The 16,620-nt window shown below is 68.9% G+C and carries 17 protein-coding genes and 1 tRNA gene; 8 read left to right on the top strand and 10 right to left on the bottom strand.

What is annotated here, in order from left to right:
* Both HDC34_RS00825 and HDC34_RS00820 read right to left on the bottom strand, forming a co-directional pair.
* Entirely contained in the window at positions 1–579 is a 579-nt protein-coding gene (locus HDC34_RS00825) for an FHA domain-containing protein (RefSeq protein WP_179555462.1), read from the bottom strand.
* Positions 576–1,286 carry a DUF3662 and FHA domain-containing protein gene (locus tag HDC34_RS00820; protein ID WP_179555461.1) on the bottom strand — a complete coding sequence of 237 codons (711 nt, stop codon included), beginning with the start codon at positions 1,284–1,286 and terminating at the stop codon, positions 576–578. The genes HDC34_RS00825 and HDC34_RS00820 overlap by 4 nt, the downstream gene beginning before the upstream one ends.
* Before the next feature lie 234 nt (positions 1,287–1,520).
* Here HDC34_RS00820 and HDC34_RS00815 point away from each other — a divergent pair.
* Positions 1,521–1,605, top strand: a tRNA-Leu gene (locus HDC34_RS00815).
* Positions 1,606–1,838: 233 nt separating this feature from the next.
* Positions 1,839–3,320: an MFS transporter gene (locus HDC34_RS00810; RefSeq protein WP_257023042.1), complete on the top strand. Its 1,482-nt coding sequence runs from the start codon at positions 1,839–1,841 to the stop codon at positions 3,318–3,320.
* Between the two features lie 174 nt (positions 3,321–3,494).
* Here the strand turns inward: HDC34_RS00810 and HDC34_RS00805 are convergent, their stop codons facing one another.
* Positions 3,495–4,772, bottom strand: coding sequence for an alpha-amylase family glycosyl hydrolase (locus HDC34_RS00805; protein WP_179555460.1), 1,278 nt, complete (start codon positions 4,770–4,772; stop codon positions 3,495–3,497).
* A gap of 99 nt (positions 4,773–4,871) precedes the next feature.
* Between HDC34_RS00805 and HDC34_RS00800 the strand changes: the two genes are divergently transcribed.
* Positions 4,872–5,792 (top strand): aldose 1-epimerase family protein, encoded by a 921-nt coding sequence (locus tag HDC34_RS00800; RefSeq protein WP_179555459.1) that lies wholly within the window; start codon positions 4,872–4,874, stop codon positions 5,790–5,792.
* 30 nt (positions 5,793–5,822) lie between these two features.
* On the opposite strand, the gene HDC34_RS00795 is transcribed toward HDC34_RS00800, so the two are convergent.
* Entirely contained in the window at positions 5,823–6,752 is a 930-nt protein-coding gene (locus tag HDC34_RS00795) for an N-acetylglucosamine kinase (RefSeq protein WP_104310813.1), read from the bottom strand.
* Between the two features lie 94 nt (positions 6,753–6,846).
* Here HDC34_RS00795 and HDC34_RS00790 point away from each other — a divergent pair, with 94 nt between their 5' ends.
* The 4 genes from HDC34_RS00790 to HDC34_RS00775 all read left to right on the top strand — a co-directional run bounded on the left by HDC34_RS00790 (position 6,847) and on the right by HDC34_RS00775 (position 9,923).
* Positions 6,847–7,491 (top strand): hypothetical protein, encoded by a 645-nt coding sequence (locus tag HDC34_RS00790; protein WP_179555458.1) that lies wholly within the window; start codon positions 6,847–6,849, stop codon positions 7,489–7,491.
* A gap of 70 nt (positions 7,492–7,561) precedes the next feature.
* The gene (locus tag HDC34_RS00785) at positions 7,562–8,500 is read left to right on the top strand and encodes a CoA ester lyase (RefSeq protein ID WP_249312284.1); all 939 of its coding nucleotides are present in this window, start codon (positions 7,562–7,564) and stop codon (positions 8,498–8,500) included.
* A gap of 148 nt (positions 8,501–8,648) precedes the next feature.
* The gene (locus HDC34_RS00780; protein ID WP_179555457.1) at positions 8,649–9,113 is read left to right on the top strand and encodes a peroxiredoxin; all 465 of its coding nucleotides are present in this window, start codon (positions 8,649–8,651) and stop codon (positions 9,111–9,113) included.
* A gap of 111 nt (positions 9,114–9,224) precedes the next feature.
* Complete coding sequence (locus tag HDC34_RS00775) at positions 9,225–9,923, top strand: GNAT family N-acetyltransferase (protein ID WP_179555456.1); 699 nt, start codon at positions 9,225–9,227, stop codon at positions 9,921–9,923.
* 29 nt (positions 9,924–9,952) lie between these two features.
* Here the strand turns inward: HDC34_RS00775 and HDC34_RS00770 are convergent, their stop codons facing one another.
* The 4 genes from HDC34_RS00770 to nucS form a co-directional block, all read right to left on the bottom strand.
* A complete protein-coding gene (locus HDC34_RS00770; protein ID WP_211891225.1) occupies positions 9,953–11,149 on the bottom strand; it encodes an ATP-binding protein in 1,197 nt (398 codons plus the stop codon).
* A 17-nt stretch (positions 11,150–11,166) separates the two neighbouring features.
* Positions 11,167–11,649 carry a DUF3224 domain-containing protein gene (locus HDC34_RS00765; RefSeq protein ID WP_179555455.1) on the bottom strand — a complete coding sequence of 161 codons (483 nt, stop codon included), beginning with the start codon at positions 11,647–11,649 and terminating at the stop codon, positions 11,167–11,169.
* A 49-nt stretch (positions 11,650–11,698) separates the two neighbouring features.
* Positions 11,699–12,466, bottom strand: coding sequence for an HAD hydrolase-like protein (locus HDC34_RS00760; protein ID WP_257023041.1), 768 nt, complete (start codon positions 12,464–12,466; stop codon positions 11,699–11,701).
* Between the two features lie 69 nt (positions 12,467–12,535).
* Complete coding sequence (nucS, locus tag HDC34_RS00755) at positions 12,536–13,231, bottom strand: endonuclease NucS (protein ID WP_179555454.1); 696 nt, start codon at positions 13,229–13,231, stop codon at positions 12,536–12,538.
* Between the two features lie 106 nt (positions 13,232–13,337).
* Between nucS and HDC34_RS00750 the strand changes: the two genes are divergently transcribed.
* On the top strand, positions 13,338–14,480 hold the full coding sequence (locus tag HDC34_RS00750) for a hypothetical protein (RefSeq protein ID WP_179555453.1): 1,143 nt from the start codon (positions 13,338–13,340) through the stop codon (positions 14,478–14,480).
* On the opposite strand, the gene HDC34_RS00745 is transcribed toward HDC34_RS00750, so the two are convergent.
* Together HDC34_RS00745 and HDC34_RS00740 are read right to left on the bottom strand one after the other, a co-directional pair.
* Positions 14,477–15,109, bottom strand: coding sequence for a LysE family translocator (locus HDC34_RS00745; protein ID WP_104310821.1), 633 nt, complete (start codon positions 15,107–15,109; stop codon positions 14,477–14,479). The two genes, HDC34_RS00750 and HDC34_RS00745, sit on opposite strands and share 4 nt — an antisense overlap.
* A gap of 63 nt (positions 15,110–15,172) precedes the next feature.
* Complete coding sequence (locus tag HDC34_RS00740) at positions 15,173–16,534, bottom strand: MATE family efflux transporter (protein WP_307852813.1); 1,362 nt, start codon at positions 16,532–16,534, stop codon at positions 15,173–15,175.
* Positions 16,535–16,620 lie beyond the last annotated feature (86 nt).

The following is a 16,620-nucleotide window of genomic DNA, read 5'->3' as shown; positions in this document are numbered from 1 at the left end:
CTATCGCAGCTCGAACGTCGTCGTCCCGATGCGGACAGGGGTGCCGATGGGAACGTGGGTCGGCTGCGAGACTCGCTTGCCGTTCACGTACGTGCCGTTCGTGGAGTCGAGGTCCTGCACCATCCACGCGTCGTTCCAGAGCAGGAGGCGCGCGTGGTGCGTCGAGCTGTAGTCGTCCTGGATGACGAGGTCGGAGTCGCCTGAGCGGCCGATCGAGAGCGGCTCGCTGCGGAGGGTGAGCTCGGTGCCTCGCTTCGGGCCAGAGGTGATGACGAGCTTGCTCGGCCGCTCGGAGCGTGCGGATGCGCTCGGCACCGGAGTCGACGGGCGCTGGACTGCCTCGGTCGGGTCGCTGGGCGCCTGTGGTCGGACGGGAGCCGGTGCCGCCGGGGCAGGCGCGCTGTCGCTGTCTGCCGAGGCGAAGACCTGTTGGCGCGACTTCTCCATGGCCTGCTTGTACGCGGAGGAGCGCGTACCGAAGAGGTCGCTGCGGAGCGAGTAGATGACGGAGAAGACGAAGATCCAGAGCGCCGCGAGGAAGGCGAGGCGGAGGACCAGAAGGGTCAGTTCACTGGTCATGTTCTGCCTCCCTGTCGAGGGAGGTACCCGGTGTCGTCGCTCGGGTCGGCCTGGGGGATCACCCGGAACACAATACGGTGACGACCGATCTGGATCGTCGAATCGGGCTCGAGACCCGCCTGCGAGATCGATCGGCCGTTGACCTTCGTGCCGTTCGTCGAGCCGAGATCGCGGATGCCCGCGCGCTTGCCGTCCCATACGACTTCCGCATGCTTGCGGGAGGCACCCGTGTCGGCGATCGTGATGTCAGCCTCCGAGCCTCGACCGATGACGGTCGAGCCGATGCTCACGTGGATGCGCTCCCCGTCGACGTCGAGGATCGGCGCCCAGGCGACCTGCCCCTGGACGCTCCGCGAATCGACTTCGATACGCCCCTCGGAGAGCGAGTCGTTCTCGAGGAACTTGATGCTGAGCCCGCCGGAGAACTGGTAGCCCTGCTTCGCCGCATGCTGTTCGACGACGCGCATGAGCTCATCCTGGATGCCGGCGATCTGCGAGATGCGCGTGTAGTCGACCTGCGACATCTGCACGTTGAAGCGATTGGGGACGAGCACGCGGTCGCGCGTGACGACCGACGCCCTGGTGTCCATCTCGCGTTTCAGCGCAGCGCTGATCTCGACGGGCTGGAGCCCAGAGCGGAAGGTCTTCGCGAACGCACCGTTGAAGACACGCTCGAGCCCACGCTCAAATCTGTCGAGGATTCCCACTTGACTCCTGGTTCTCAAGGGCACGCCGCAGCCCGCACCGGGTGGCGCGAATCTGTTTCATGCTAACGGCACTGGGCTGGATGTCCGACTTCAGGTGCCTTCCTGTGGGTTGCCAATGGGCGTTCGGTGGCCGAGCCGTTCGGCCCGGGCCGCGATTTTCTCGGGGTCTTCGGGCGTGCATCCACGCGTCGGTTTCGCAGTCGGGGGAAGTGTCTGGTAATCTCTCGGAGGTTGGCGCGAGTGGCGGAATTGGCAGACGCGCACGGTTCAGGTCCGTGTGCCTTCGGGTGTGGGGGTTCAAGTCCCCCCTCGCGCACCAGAGTCCCAGAGCAGGTCACCTGCATCTGGAATACAGAACCCCCGGAACTTCGGTTCCGGGGGTTCTGTCGTTCTCATGGCGACGCGACGCGTCTGCGCTTATGTGCGCTCGCAGGACTTGCTACAGTTGCCGATCTGTCGAGCGTCGCCGCTCGGGTAGGTCGAGGCGGCGACGTCCTCGGTCCGAGGCTTGAAACCTCCAGCACTCGCTTTCTGAGAACCTGGAGGGTTTTCTTGTCTCTTGACGCGTCTTCCGTCACCCGCGCATCCGCGCCACGCACCATCTCCAAGTGGTGGGCGCTCGCGGTGCTCGCCCTCACCCAGCTCGTCGTCGTCCTCGACGGCACGATCGTCACGATCGCGCTGCCGCAGGCGCAGCTCGATCTCGGTCTCACCGACGTGCAGCGCCAGTGGGTCGTCACGGCCTACGCGCTCGTCTTCGGGGCGCTCCTCCTCCTCGGTGGCCGCATCGCCGACTACTGGGGGCGCAAGCGCGCCTTCCTCGTCGGCATGATCGGCTTCGGCGCCGCCTCCGTCTACGGCGGCTTCGCGCAGAACGCCTTCGACCTCATCCTGGCTCGCGGCCTGCAGGGGCTGTTCGCCGCACTCCTCGCTCCAGCCGCGCTCGCCCTGCTCACGGTCAGCTTCCCGTCAGGCAAGGACCGAACCACCGCATTTGCGGTCTTCGGCGCCATCGGCGGAAGCGGCGCAGCGGTCGGACTCGTCCTCGGTGGGGCGCTCACCGAGTTCGCCAGCTGGCGCTGGTGCCTGCTGGTCAACGTCTTCTTCGTCATCGCCGGTGTCATCGGCGCGCTCATCGTGCTCAAGGAGAGCAAGGCAGAGGGCGACAACACCTACGACCTGTGGGGCACGCTCACCGTGTCACTCGGCCTCGGCTCGCTCGTCTACGGGTTCAGCCTCGCGGAAGAGGGCTGGGGTTCGCTCGGCACCATCGGCTTCCTCGCGCTCGGGGTCGTGCTGCTCGCCGCCTTCGTCTGGATCGAGACTCGGGTCGCCCAGCCGCTGCTCCCGCTCCGGGTCGTGCTCGACCGGGTGCGCGGCGGAGCGTTCCTGATCCAGGCTGTCATCGGCAGCGTGCTCATCGGGGCGACCATGTACCTCGCACTGCACCTGCAGATCGTCATGGGCATGGAGCCGCTCGTCGCCGGTCTCGCCAACGTCGCCATGACGGTGGTCATCCTCGCGTGCGTTCCCGTCTGCGCACGCCTGCTCCCGAAGTTCGGCCCGCGTCCGTTCATGATCGTCGGCCCGATCATCGTCGCCGGCGGACTCCTGCTGCTCTCCGGCGTGACCGTCGACGGCGGCTACGTCACGCACATCCTGCCCGGACTCGTACTGCTCGGCATCGGCCTCGCCATGATCTTCGTGCCCCTGCAGAACCTCGCACTCACGGGCGTCGAGCCGCACGACGCCGGCGCAGCGGCGGCGACCGTCAACTCCACCATGCAGATCGGCGGGTCGATCGGCCTCTCGGTCTTCACCGTCTTCTACGCGAACGCGGTCGCCGCGGGTCTCGAAGCAAGCGAACCCCAGCTGCAGGCCTTCACGAACGGCTACTCGGCCGTGTTCCTCGCGGCGGCGGGCGCCATGCTCCTCGCAGCGCTCATCGCCGGCTTCATGATCAGGGGCACGAAGGACCGCCCGCTCGTGCAGCAGGAGGCGGAGGAGCAGGACACGCTCGTCTCGATGCACTGAGACAGCCGAGGCAGCTGCACGGGTCGAGGCCCAGGGCTGCTGCTCTCGCGGCTGACCAACATCAGTGCAATATCCGGCGTTCTGGCGCAGAACACGCGCCCGAGGTAGGAAATTGCACTGAAGTTGGTCAGCCATTCGGCTGAACGCAGGCCTGAGCTGCGTAGCCGGCCGCGGTCACTCGCCGGCGTCGCTCCACCGCTCGAAGCCGTGGCCGCCGACCTCCCGGCCTCCCAGCTGAACAGCGTCGTCGCCGAGGTTCACCGCGAGCCTCGCGAGTTCACCGTCGTCGCCCTCGGCGACGAAGAGCGCCGCCGTGTTCGAGAGGTCCTCCGTGCGGATCCTCGCCGTCGCGAGCCACGGGTGCTGGCGCCGGAACGCGATCGCGTCGCGGTGAGCCTGGGAGTAGGGGTTCTCGGGCCACTGGTTGGGGTCGGCCGGGAACTCCGGACGGATGGCATCGTCCCCACCCGCGCGCTCCTCCTTGACCGCTTCGAGCCCGCGCTCGTCACCCGCGTACACGCTGGGGGCGCCGGGGAAGAAGAACAGCATGGCGATGGCGGCGGCATGGTTGCGCTCGTCGTCGATGGCACTCGCGATGCGCGTCACATCGTGGTTGCCGAGGAAGGTCATCGGCAGGAAATGCGCCGTGAAGTCGTTATGGCGCTGCAGCGACCAGTCGAGCTCGAAGAGGTTCTGCTCCTGCACGGAAGAGCGCAGCGCCTTCCACAGCTCGTACTGCGTGACCGAGTCGAGCCCCGAGTCGGCGACGTACCCGTCGTAGTCGTCGTGGATGACCTCGCCCACGAACCATGCGTCGGGGAACCGCTCACGCAGCGGGTCGATGGTCGCGCGCCAGAAGAGCGGACTCACGGCGTAGGCGGCGTCGAGGCGCCACCCGTCGGCGCCTCGCTCCAGCCAGTGCGCCATGGCACGCGAGACGTACTCGATGACCTCGGGATGCTGATGGTTCAGCACGACAAGCGCGTCGTGACCCTCGAACACGTCCACGGCGAGGCCGTCGACCTCGCGCGCATCCGACCCTCTCGCGAATCTGGCAGCCGCGGCGGAATCCGGCCCGGCCTCGACCGCCTCGCGCCACCAGGGGTGGTCGCGGCCCACGTGATTGAAGACGCCGTCGAGGAGCACGCGGATGCCGCGCTCGCGGCAGGCGGCGATGAGCGCGTCGAAGTCGGCGTCGTCGCCGAGCCGAGGGTCGATGCGCAGGTGGTCGACCGTGTCGTAGCCGTGGGTCTGCGATGCGAAGACGGGACCGAGGAGCAGGCCGTTGAGCCCGAGGCCGACAAGCTCGTCGAGCCAGGCGGTGATGCGGTCGAGGCGATGCTCAACGGATCCGGGCAGATCACCGCCGGTCGTGTCCGCGCCCACGAACCCGAGTGGGTACACATGCCACCAGAGAGCGGTCTGCGGCCAGGGCTGAGGAGCTGAGGTCATCTCCCCAGGCTAGTGACGCGGGCTGAGAGAGCCGGATCCGACTCGGCGTGAAAGACTGCCATTCGTCCTTCCCCTGACAGCACCGAGGAGTCCCCACCGATGTCGATCACCCCGCGCTCAGGCTCCTCCTACTTCCTCTCCCACGGCGGATACGAGGCGTCGATCTCCAGCATCGGGGCGACACTGCGCGAGCTCACGCACCACGGCAGGCACCTCGTGCACGGCTTCGACATGGACGAAGTGCGGCCGGCGTACAAGGGGGCGACGCTCGCACCGTGGCCGAACCGCATCGTCGACGGCCGCTACCGCATCGACGGCCAGGAGCTGCAGCTCCCGCTCTCCGAGCCGAAGCGCGGGCACGCGCTCCACGGGCTCGCCCTCTGGCTCGACTTCCAGCCGGAAGACGTCGGCACCGACTTCGTGCTCCTCGCCGCCACGATCGAGCCGCAGACCGGCTACCCGTTCCGCGTCGAGGTCCGCACGAGGTACCAGCTCGGCGAGGACGGCCTCACGACCACCATCGAGCTGCGCAACGTGGGCGCCGGAACCGCCCCGGCTGGCGCATCCACCCACTCCTACCTCGTCGCAGGCGAAGGGCAGATCGACGACTGGACTCTGCAGTCGCCGGCGCAGAAGCTCATGCACGCGCACGGCGCGCGCCTGCTCCCCGGCTCCGTCGTCTCCGTCGAGGAAGTCGCCGGGGCGTTCGACTACCGCGAGGCGCGGCGCATCGGCGAGATGGAGATCGACCACGCCTTCACCGACGTCTTCGGCGACAGCACCACCGCCACGGTGACCCTCACCACCGCTGACGGCACGGGGGTCGGCATGACCTGGGGCACGGATGCGCCGTGGGTGCAGGTTTTCACGAGCGACCAGCCCGGCATCGACTGGGACCGCCAGGCCGTCGCGGTCGAGCCCATGACCTGTGCGCCAGACGCCTTCAACTCGGGCCTCGACCTCGCCTGGCTCGAACCAGGCGAGAAGCTCGAGACGTCGCAGCGGATCTTCGCGATCTAGAGAGCCCCGAGGAACGCGAGCGTCAGGACGCTAGAGCGTCACGACCCCGATCGAGGCGATGAGAGCGTGGTCCTGCTCGAGGTGGGGGAGCATCGCCGCGCCGTCGAGCGGGTGGCTCTCGCCCACCGCCACGCGAGCCTGAGGGACGCGCTCGAGCAGCGAGCTGCGGAACGCCGCCGCCACGTGCGGCGACGAGAACACGTTGCCGATCGCGCGGACCTGCACCTCGTCACGCGACCCCGGCAGGCCGACGCGCGCGAGCCCGGCAGCGACCGAGGCCGCGAGCTGCGAGCCAGCAGCCGCGAGGATCTCGGCGGCGACCGCATCCGTCTCCGCGAGGTCGCCCACCGACCTCGCGAACGAGGCGATGTGCCGCACCTTCCCCTCGTTGGTCTGCAGCGACACGTACATGCTGGGGAGATCAGGGTGGTGAGCCAGCACGACCTCGGTCAACGCCGTCTCCGGACCGCGACCGTCGAACGCGCGCATGACCGCATCCAGTGCCGCACGGCCGATCCAGTAGCCGGAGCCGGCATCACCGACGAGGTAGCCCCAGCCATCCACCTGCGCGAGCCGCTCTTCCCCGACGGCCAGCGTGACCACGCCGGTGCCAGCCGCCACGACCGCGCCCAGCTCAGAACCGAGCGCCCCAAGGAACGCCGAGATCGAGTCGTGCGCGATGAACACCCTCGCGACCCCGAACGGCTCCACCAGCAGGGCGAGCTCATCCGCGACGGTCTGCGCGTGCGTCACACCGGACACGCCGCCAGACACCGTGACGCCCGTCAGGCCGGACTCCCGCAGCGACTGCTCGACGACGCTCGCGAGCTGCGGCGCCAGCGGCAGGTCGGTGCGGATCGCGGCGAAGGAGCGCACCTCGCCCGCGTCGATCTGCGAGCGGATGCCGCTCTGACCGGCATCGATGGCAAGAACGGGCGCTGGGGAGAACGTCGTCGTCATGTACCGAATCGTATTGCAGTCAGGCGACAACGCCCTCCCACTCCGGGGAGAGGTGCCCGAGCCGGAAACACGCCAAGAGTCTTAGGGTGATGGCATGACGACACCGAGCCAGTGGAACGGGCAGCAGCGACCGGACGGCCAGCCGAACTCGCCGCAGAACTTCGCGGCGAATGCCGGGCAGGGCACCCCCGACTATGGAACGCCGCCAAGCGGCCCACCTTCCGCCTACAACGGGTTCGGCCAGGCGGCTCAGGGGCAGCAGCAGGCGTACGGGCAGCAAGCCCAACAGCCCGCCGGCTACCAGCAGCCGGCAGGCGGGGAGTACCAGCAGCCGGGCGCCTACCAGCAGCCAGGCGCCTACCAGCAGCCCGGGAACACCCCACCGCGTCGGGTGCTGACCTTCTCGACGATCCGCGAAGAGCTCTCATTCGCGACCAATCGCTTCGGCATGATCTCCCTCGCGAGTGCGCTCGGCGGGTGGCTCCTCACGACTCTGCTCTCCTTCATCATGAGCGCCGTCGCGCGGACCGGGAGCTTTGAGATCTACGCAGTCCTGAACCCGGTGCTGACCATCCTGCAGATCCTGAGCGCGGCCGCAGCCATCGTCTTCGGAGTGCTCGCGTTGCGTGCCAGCGGATGGCGCAACATGCCAGCCTCGGTGGGCTCCGTCCTGGGTGTCGTCATGATCGTCCCAGCGATCTTCTACTTCCTCTTCGGGCTGATTCCGTACTCCTACTGATCAGCATCCGGGCAAGTTCTTGTAGGGGTCCGCAGAAGGACAGCACGTTTCGTCGTACTAAGCTCACACCTTGGCTGCGGAAAACGCGGCCGTGCGTGGTCGAGCCGGCCCGTGCATCCAGTCGATGAATGAGGCGAGAGTTCTGAACGTTCCAGCGAGCCCCCACCCCAAGTCAACAGCCGGTCACGTCGTGCCGCCGGCGGATGCCAGGTCCTGGCTGCTCGTCCCGGCATCCAGGCCGGAAGCGTTCGATGCCGCAGCGGAGTCCCGCGCCGACGTCGTCATCCTCGACATCGAAGATGCCGTCGACCCGAAGCACAAGGCCGCCGCACGCGCCGATGTCATCTCCTGGCTCAAGGCCGGCAACTCCGCCTGGGTTCGCATCAACGACACCCTCTCCGACTTCTGGGCCGACGACGTCGACGAGCTCGCGGGCGTCCCCGGACTCCTCGGGGTCGTGCTCGCCAAGACCGAGCAGGCCGAGCAGGTCGTCAACACGTACCAGCGACTCGGCGCGCGCATTCCCGTCGTGCCGCTCATCGAATCGGCACTCGGACTCGAGGAAGCCACGAACATCGCCCGCGCCGACGGTTCCTTCCGCCTTGCCTTCGGCAGCGGTGACTTCCGTCGCGACACCGGCATGTGGGCGACCCGCGAGGCCATGGCCTACGCCCGCTCGCGCCTCACCGTCTCGTCCAAGGCGGCAGGCCTGCCCGGCCCCGTCGACGGACCGACCACCGATGAGAGCCTCCGCGTCCTGCGCAACGAGTCCGAGTGGACGCTCGAGCACGGCATGACCGGCAAGCTCTGCCTCCGCCTCGAGCAGACCGCCGTCGTCAACGAGGTCATCTGCCCGCAGACGAGCGACATCCTCTGGGCCCGCGAGTTCCTCGCGGACTTCGACGCTGCTGGCGGCGTCGTCCGTGACGGCAGCGACCTGCCCCGCCTCGGCCGCGCGCGCAAGATCCTGCGCCTCGCCGAGGCCTTCGGCATCACCGTCGAGGTCTAGTCGCACCCGACCGACAGCTCGACCGAAGGCCTGCGGGCCGCCTGCCCCTGGTTTGCCGGTGGGGTGGCGGCCCGTTCGCTGTTCCCAGGAGAGTGTGGATGCGCGCTCGCTAGAGTCGGCACGTCAGATTCCCGAGCGAGGAGCAATCTTGGTCACCACTCTCAGCGTCGGCGACAGCGTCCCCGACTTTGCGCTCACCGACCAGCACGGCGAGATCATCCGGCTCAGTGACCTCACCGGGTCGCCCGTCGTCGTCTACTTCTACCCGAAGGCGGGCACGACCAAGTGCACGCAGCAGGCGTGCGACTTCCGTGACAACTTCGACGCCTTGAGCGGCGCTGGCGTCACCGTGCTCGGCATCTCACTGGACCAGCCGCGAGAACTCGCGATCTTCGGCGAGGAGCAGCAGGTTCCGTACTCGCTGCTCAGCGATTCCGGGGCGACCGCGATGGAGTGGGGCGCGTGGGGCGAGCGTCCCGTCGCCGGCATCGCGGGCACCGGCGTGATCCGCTCGAGCTTCATCGTCGACGCAGCGGGCAAGCTGTCGTACGTGGCCTACGACGTCGACCCCGATGGGCACGTGCAGGCGCTTCGCTCGCAGCTCGGCGTCTGACGACGGAGGACGACACAGCGGGGCAACCAGCCGTAACGGTCGGTCACGCCGCGCCGGGGTGGCGCTCCCGTGCGTGACAATCGGAGACACATCCACTGTCTCGAGGACCACATGACCGACACCGCCATCGCCTCCACCTCTGTGCTCGACAACCCCGCCTGGCACTCGCTGACCGGTGCTCACGCGCACCTCGCGATCGGCGGGGACCTCGTGAAGCGATACCCCGCGGACGTATCGCCGTTCCTCGGTGTGCGCTCCTGGGATGAGCCGCACGTGTGGGACGCCATCGCCGAGCTCCTGGGATCGGGGGCCGAGCTCGCGATCTCGCACGCAGACCCGGAGGTTCCGGTCGGATGGGCGCAGACCTGGCGCGGAGAAGGTGTGCAGCTCGTGCAGACGCCGCGCCTGCAGACCAGGCCGGACGAGGAGGTCGTCGAACTCGGTGCCGACGACGCCGATGACATGCTGGCGCTCGTCGAGCGGAACCAGCCAGGTCCGTTCCTCCCGCGCACGTACGTGATGGGGCGCTACATCGGCATCCGCCGCGACGGGAAGCTCGTCGCCATGGCGGGTGAGCGGCTCCACCCGGCTGGATGGACTGAGATCAGCGCCGTCGCCACGGACGCCGACTACCGACGCCAGGGCCTCGCCTCCCGCCTCGTGCTCGACGTGGCCTTCCACATCCAGGAACGCGGCGACCAGGCCCTCATGCACGCCGCGGCCAGCAACACGGGCGCCATCACCGCCTACGAGAAGCTCGGCTTCGAGCTGCGCCGCGCCACCCCGTTCACGGGCGTGCGCGTTCCCTGAGCGGCCCTGGGCTGAGCCCTTCGGCCTCGCTACTCGTCGTCGGCAGGCGGGGGTGGGAACGCGCGGCCCTGGGGGAGCGCGATCGCCTCGCTCACCACATGCTCGCGCAGGTATTCGCGCAGGTACGGCGTCGTGAACTGCACACGGCCGTAACCCGCCGGTTCGATGATGCCGGCGTTGATGAGACGCTGCCGATACACGCCGACGTAGCCTGCCTTCGCGCGCATCCGCTGGCGGATCTCGCTCGAGAGCGAGGGACCGTCGTCGCTCGCCATCGCGGCGAGGTAGGTGCGGTCGCCGACGGACAGGGCCGCGAGCGTCGGCTCGTAGATGTACTGGCCCATCGCCTGCCGCGCGAGGCGGACAGCGCGACGCGTGTGCTGAAGGTCGATGCGCTCGGCGCCGCCGGCCTCCTGCCACGACTTCGAGCCGATGAACTGCACGAGGAACGGGTACCCCTGCGTGCCCCGCACGGCGTAGTCGAGCGCCTCGTCGTCGATGCTGCGACCCCCGCCGACGATGGGTTCCGAGAGCGCTCGTGCTGAGGCCTCGTAGCTGAGCTGTCCGAGCTCCTGAACGTGCGCGCGGCGGAGGAACGTGAGCATCCGGTCGCTGCGCAGCTCGTTGATGTTCGGCTTGAGGCCAGCCCCGACGAAGGCCACGTCAAGGCCTTCGCGGAAGGCATGCTGCACCACTGTCGTGATCTCGCGGAGGTCGTCGATGGCACCTCGGTGGATCTCGTCGACCGTGATGAGCACGCCGGTGCCGTTCGGCGCGAGGAGGCCCGTGAGCGCCGTCAGCTGTGATCGCAGGTTGGCGACTGGCCTGTGCCGGTCTTCGACGGTCGAGATGAACCCGCCGGAGCTCATCGGCAGGGTGACTCCCGTGATGCGCCGCTTGCTGGCTCTCGGGTCGTGCTCGGCGAGCAGCTTCGGGAGGGCCTCGGTGGTGATGCGTTCCGCGAGTCCCTTGGTGGCCGTCTCGGAGATGACGAGCCAGCCGCGCGACACTGCGATGTCCTCGAGCGCGTTGAGCATGACGGTCTTGCCGACCCCGCGCAGACCGGTGACGAGGGTCGCCCGCCCCACCTCCCCGGGAGTGCCGTCGATCGCCGCCTCGAAGGAGGCCAGCATCGCAGACCGCCCGACGAGCAGCGGTGGCGTGACCCCGAAGGACGGCGTGAACGGGTTCGGGGGCGCGGATGCTCCTCCCGCTTGCTTCGGCACCGGACCGCGACTTCCGGTCAGGCCGAGGGCTCGGACGTGCCCGACTCGACTTCGCCCGCGAACACCTCGCCGTCGATCTCGACCTCGTCGGTGTCGTCGAACCGGATCTCGAGCACGAGCGTGTGGTCGTCACCGCGGGCGATGATCTCGCCGGTGCCGCTCACACCCGCCAGCTCTCCGGTGCCCGAGTCGGGCACGATGTGGAGCAGCCCGCCGCCCGCGGCCGGACGGCCCCTCGCGACCGTGTTCGCGTGCCAGAAGGCGAGCGTGCCCGACTTGCCGGCGATCGTGCCCTCGAAGGCGTCGATCGCGACGTAGGTGCCGGACCCGTGCTTCTCGTTGAAGGCACCCGCGAAGAGCACTTCGCTGCGCCCCTCGATGTCACCCCCCGAGATGGCACGGACGATGAACGCACCCCCGAGCGGGGCTGCGGTCTCGATGCCGACGGCACGGCCGTTCGCATCCCAGGCTTCGATCGTGAAAGAGCTCTCTACGCGCATGCCATGAGGATACGACGCAGCACCGACAAAGCGGCGGGAGCCGCGGGGATCAGTCGAGAGCGAGGAAGGTGCGAAGCCGCTCGGCAGAATCGGCGACCGCCACCGAGCCCGCTTCCTCACCCAGGCGTCCGTACCCCCAGGACACGTAGACGGCGGGCACGCCGTGCTCCGCTGACCCCTGGACGTCGTAGAAGCGGTCGCCGATCATGAGCACGTTGCTGAGGTCGACGCCCGCGACGTCGAGCCGCCTGAGCGCCTCTTCGATGACGTCGGCCTTCGCCGAGCGCACCTCGTCGTCCGAGGCTCCCGTGATCGTGAGGAACTGGTCGGCGACGCCGTAGCTCTCCAGGATGACCGCCGCGGAGCTCTCCGGCTTGCTCGTCGCCGTCGACTGCGGGATACCCGCCGCGTGCACGTCGCGGATGACCTGCAGGACACCCGGGTACGGGTCGCCGATGAACGAATCCGACTCGCGGTAGATGGTGCGGTAGCGCTCTGTGGCCTCGATCGGGTCGAGCCCGTAGGCGGCGAACGTCTCGTGGATGGGCGGGCCGACGTGCTTCAGCAGCTCGGCGTCTCCGGGAATCGGGAGGCCGTAGCTGGAGAGCACGGCGCGCAGGCTGTTGAGGATGCCGGGTGCCGAGTCGCTGATGGTGCCGTCGAGGTCCCAGAGGACAGCCGTGTACGGGGCGATGCCGGTTCCGCGCTCGAGGTCGACCCGTCGCGTTCCCGGCGTCGCTGCCGGCTGGACGACCTCGGTCGACTGGGGTGCGGTGGGGACCGGACCGGTCATTTCAGTGGAGCTTGTGTGCGTCATGTCCGAGCCAGTGTAGTGAGGAGCGCCCGAGCGCAAGGCGACAGACAGCTGAACGGTCGGGGTGGCCCGTCAGAACAGGCGCATGTGGCGTGGGTCGACGCCGCGCATCTCGTCGTAGTCGAGGATGACGCAGCGGATGCCGCGGTCCTCAGCCAGCGTGCGGGCCTGCGGGGCGATCTCCTGCGCCGCGAACACACCGGAGACGGGGGCGAGCAGCGGGTCGCGATTCATGAGCTCGAGGTAGCGCGTGAGCTGCTCGACGCCGTCGATGCCACCGCGTCGCTTGATCTCCACGGCCACGGATGCGCCGGTCTCGTCACGCGCGAGGATGTCGACGGGACCGATGGCCGTCATGTACTCGCGGCGCACAAGCGCGTGCCCCTCACCGAGCAGTTCGATCTGGTCGGCGAGCAGCTTCTGCAGGTGCGCCTCGACGCCGTCCTTCTCGAGCCCCGGGTCCTTGCCGAGATCGTGCGAATGGTCGCTGAAGACCTCGCCGATCGTGACGAGCAGCTGGTCGCCGGTCTTCGTCTGCGTGACCCGCCAGAGCGCCGTGACGCCGGCGTCGGCCTGGGTCGCATCCGGTGCCTCTTCGACGATCGAACAGGGCGCGCTCATCCAGTTCAACGGCTTGTAGCTGCCCCCGTCGGAGTGCACGAGGAGGCTGCCGTCAGCTTTGCGCATGAGCACGCGAGGGGCCATGGGCAGGTGGGCGGTGAGGCGGCCGATGTAATCGACGCTGCAGTTCGCAATGACAAGACGCACCCGTCGAGGGTAATCGTTCGAGACGCGACGGACGGCCGCGCGCGCCGGTGTCCGGCAGGGACCGGAGTGACGGCATCCAGGCGCCGACGGACCAAGAAGCCGGCCGATGCCGAGCCGCGATATCCGGCTTTCCGGCGCTGATACGGTGATGATCGGCAGGCAGCCCTCAGCCTGGGCGGGGAGGTTCATCGTGGCGGATGCAGATCGTGAGACCTGCGATGCGGTCGTCGCGGACCTCCGCCGACTGCGAGCCGAGTCGGGCAGCATGCCCTTCGCGGAGATCGCCTCGCGCATCCAGGCCAACCGTCGCAGCGCTGGCTCCGATGCGTCGGGTCCAGCCCGGACCACGGTGTTCGAGGCCTTCCGACCCGGCAGATCTCGGCTCGACGCGCGACTCATCGGCGAGATCGTGGAAGTGCTGGGTGCCCCGCCAGCGACGATCCCCGAGTGGGTCGCCAGGGCTGGCAGCGCCATCCCGTCGGCACACGCCGAACTGGCGGTGCAGGGGACGAGAGCGGAGGGGCCGGATGCCGTCCCGGCCGAGGCCGAGGAGTCCCAGCCGGCAGGCGAGCAGCTGAGCGGACGGCCCCTGGCCGTGGGCACCGCGCCTGTCACGCAGACCTCCAGCGACGCGCGCACGCGCCGACAGCTCGGGCCGCGGCAGATCATCCTCATCATCTCGGCGAGCATCCTGCTGAACCTCGCCGGCCATCTCATCGTCAACTTCCTGCGCCTGCCCCTGTTCTTCGACATGATCGGGACAGCGGTCACGGCCATCGTCGTCGGCCCGTGGGCTGGCGTGGTCGTCGCGATCGTCACCAACACCGGCGGTGTGTGGCTCAGCGGACCCCACTCGATCTGGTTCTCGCTCGTGAACCTCGTCGGCGCTCTCGTCTGGGGTTACGGGGCGCGCCGCTTCGGCATGGCGTCGACGCTCCCTCGCTACTTCATCCTGACGATCCTCGTCGCACTGTCGTGCTCTGCGGTCGCGGTTCCGCTCCTGCTCAGCCTCTTCCACGGCGGAGTGGGCCATGCCGGGGAGAGCATCGTCTGGACGCTGCAGATGCTGGGGCAGCCCCAGGGCCTCGCCGTGCTGGGGTCGAACCTCGTCAACTCGCTGGCCGACAAGCTCATCACGGGATTCGTCGCACTCGTCGCCGTCTCGTCGATCGCTGCACGGTGGGTGATCCCCGGGATCGGCGACCGATTGCGCCGACCGCTCGCAGACGCGCCGGAGGGCGCGGCCTAGCTCTTCGCTCCCGACAGGGCGAGCACCCCGCCGAGCCCGATCATCATGGCCCCGCCCGTTGCGGACATGCCCGAGATGCGCTTCGGCGACTTCGCGAACCACGCGCGGGCCGTTCCGGCGGTGAGCGCCCACGTGCCGTCGAAGATGAGGGCGAGCAGCAGGAAGCAGAGGCCGAGCTCGAGGAGCTGCGTCCAGGCCGGACCGGCGCCCGGCGACACGAACTGCGGCAGCACCGCCACGAAGAACGCGATCGTCTTGGGGTTCGTGCTGCCGACGATGAAGCCCTGCCGGAGGAGCCTGACGGCGCTCGCGGGTCGGGGAGCCTCCGCGGTCAGATGCGCGTTGCGGTTCCGTATCGCCTGCACACCGAGCCACACGAGGTAGACGGCGCCGACGATCTTGATGATCGTGAACGCGAGCACCGACGACGCGACAAGCGCCCCCACGCCGAGGGCCACGGCAAGGACCGCCGGGATCATGCCGATCGCGTTGCCGACCACGCTCAGCACACCCGCACGGCGACCGAGCGCGATCGACCTCCCGATGACGAAGAGCACGCTCGGTCCCGGGATCAGGATGAGCAGCACCGACGCGACAGCGAAGGCGAGCAGGCTTTCGAACGGGACCATGACGCGAACCTAGCGCCCGTCGCAGCGGCGCGCGAGCACTTCCCGCGCTGTGGGCAGGAGAAGTTACCTGGCCGCCCCTGGCACCAGCCACTTCGTTCCGCGCTCGCGGGCGCCCAGCACAAGGGCGCGTGCGCCCATCGTGCCGACGGCGTAGGACGCCCAGAGCAGCCCGAGTCCCGCGGCTCCCTGCATCCCGAGCGGCAGCACGATCGCGACCCCTGCGACGAGCACGAGCAGCGGAGGGATGCCGGCGAGGGCGAGATAGCGCACGTCGCCAGCCCCGATGAGGATGCCGTCGAGCACGTAGACGAACCCGGCGATCGGCGTGCCGGCGGCGAGGATGAGGAGCCCGATGGGCAGGAGCGCCAAGACCGCCGGGTCGCTCGTGAACACGTACCCGAGCACCCACGCGAGGGCCGCGAAGACGACCGCGAGGATCACGCCGAACCAGAAGCCCCACTGCTTGAGGCGGCGAGAGATCGCCGTCACCTTCCTGGTCTCGCCCGCGCCCAGCGCGTGGCCGACCATGGCCTGGCCGGCGATCGCCAGCGCGTCGAGGGTGAACGCGATGAGGCTGTTGATCGAGAGCAGGATCTGCAGTGACGCGAGCTCCGCCACCCCCTGCTGGCCGGCTGCCCAGACCAGCACCACGAGCGACGCGCGCAGCGTGAGGGTGCGGAGCACCATGAACGCGTTGGCCGAGAACACGATGCGCGGGTCGCCGATGCCGGGCCGCAGAGAGACGCCGAGCTCCCGGCCCGCCCGGATCGCGATGACGATGTAGACGATGGCCATGCCCCACTGCGCGATGACCGTGCCGATCGCCGAGCCTGCGATGCCCCAGCCGAAGCCGTAGATGAAGACCGCGTTGAGCGCCGCGTTGACGGCGAAGCCCGCGATGGCGACGACGAGCGGCACCTTCGTGTTCTGCAGCCCGCGCAGAAGGCCCATCGCGGCGATCACGAGCAGCATCGCCGGGAGGCCCCACAGGCTGAGCGACAGGTAGGTGTTCGCCGCCTCGATGACGCCGGGGTCGCTCGTGAAGACGCCCACGAGGGGCGCGCTCAGCGGCAGGCCGACCACCAGGAGCACGAGGCCGCAGAAGGCTGCGAGCCACATCCCCTCGATGCCGGCGCGGATCGCCCCCGGCCGGTCGCCTGAGCCGAGCAGACGAGCCACGACGGGAGTCGTCGTATAGGCGAGGAAGACCATGATGCCGACGACCGTGTGCAGGATCGTCGCGGCGACGCCGAGGCCGGCGAGGGCGGTGTCACCCAGGTGGCCGACGAGGGCCGTATCGGTGAGGAGGAAGAGCGGCTCCGCGACGAGTGCTCCGAACGCGGGCACTGCGAGCGTCAGGATGCTGCGGTCGAGGGTGCGAGCGCCGGTGCGGTCACGCGGGGAGGGGCCGTCGGATGCGCGCACCAGGTCATTGTCGCAGAGCGTCGGCAAGCCGACCGCGCTACCTGTTCGCCCTGAGATGATCCCAGCGTCAGTGTCGGTGGTGTGTC

Origin of the sequence: Pseudoclavibacter sp. JAI123, assembly GCF_013409665.1 — a bacterium.
Lineage (GTDB): Bacteria > Actinomycetota > Actinomycetes > Actinomycetales > Microbacteriaceae > Pseudoclavibacter.
This window is presented reverse-complemented; position numbering and strand designations above follow the sequence as displayed.

What these genes read in the sequence shown, in the direction of transcription:
- HDC34_RS00825 (WP_179555462.1), bottom strand. Translation starts at nt 579, where the DNA reads ATGACCAGTGAACTGACCCTTCTGGTCCTCCGCCTCGCCTTCCTCGCG.
- HDC34_RS00805 (WP_179555460.1), bottom strand. Translation starts at nt 4,772, where the DNA reads ATGACCTCAGCTCCTCAGCCCTGGCCGCAGACCGCTCTCTGGTGGCAT.
- HDC34_RS00800 (WP_179555459.1), top strand. Translation starts at nt 4,872, where the DNA reads ATGTCGATCACCCCGCGCTCAGGCTCCTCCTACTTCCTCTCCCACGGC.
- HDC34_RS00795 (WP_104310813.1), bottom strand. Translation starts at nt 6,752, where the DNA reads ATGACGACGACGTTCTCCCCAGCGCCCGTTCTTGCCATCGATGCCGGT.
- HDC34_RS00790 (WP_179555458.1), top strand. Translation starts at nt 6,847, where the DNA reads ATGACGACACCGAGCCAGTGGAACGGGCAGCAGCGACCGGACGGCCAG.
- HDC34_RS00775 (WP_179555456.1), top strand. Translation starts at nt 9,225, where the DNA reads ATGACCGACACCGCCATCGCCTCCACCTCTGTGCTCGACAACCCCGCC.
- HDC34_RS00765 (WP_179555455.1), bottom strand. Translation starts at nt 11,649, where the DNA reads ATGCGCGTAGAGAGCTCTTTCACGATCGAAGCCTGGGATGCGAACGGC.
- HDC34_RS00760 (WP_257023041.1), bottom strand. Translation starts at nt 12,466, where the DNA reads ATGACGCACACAAGCTCCACTGAAATGACCGGTCCGGTCCCCACCGCA.
- HDC34_RS00750 (WP_179555453.1), top strand. Translation starts at nt 13,338, where the DNA reads ATGCCGAGCCGCGATATCCGGCTTTCCGGCGCTGATACGGTGATGATC.
- HDC34_RS00745 (WP_104310821.1), bottom strand. Translation starts at nt 15,109, where the DNA reads ATGGTCCCGTTCGAAAGCCTGCTCGCCTTCGCTGTCGCGTCGGTGCTG.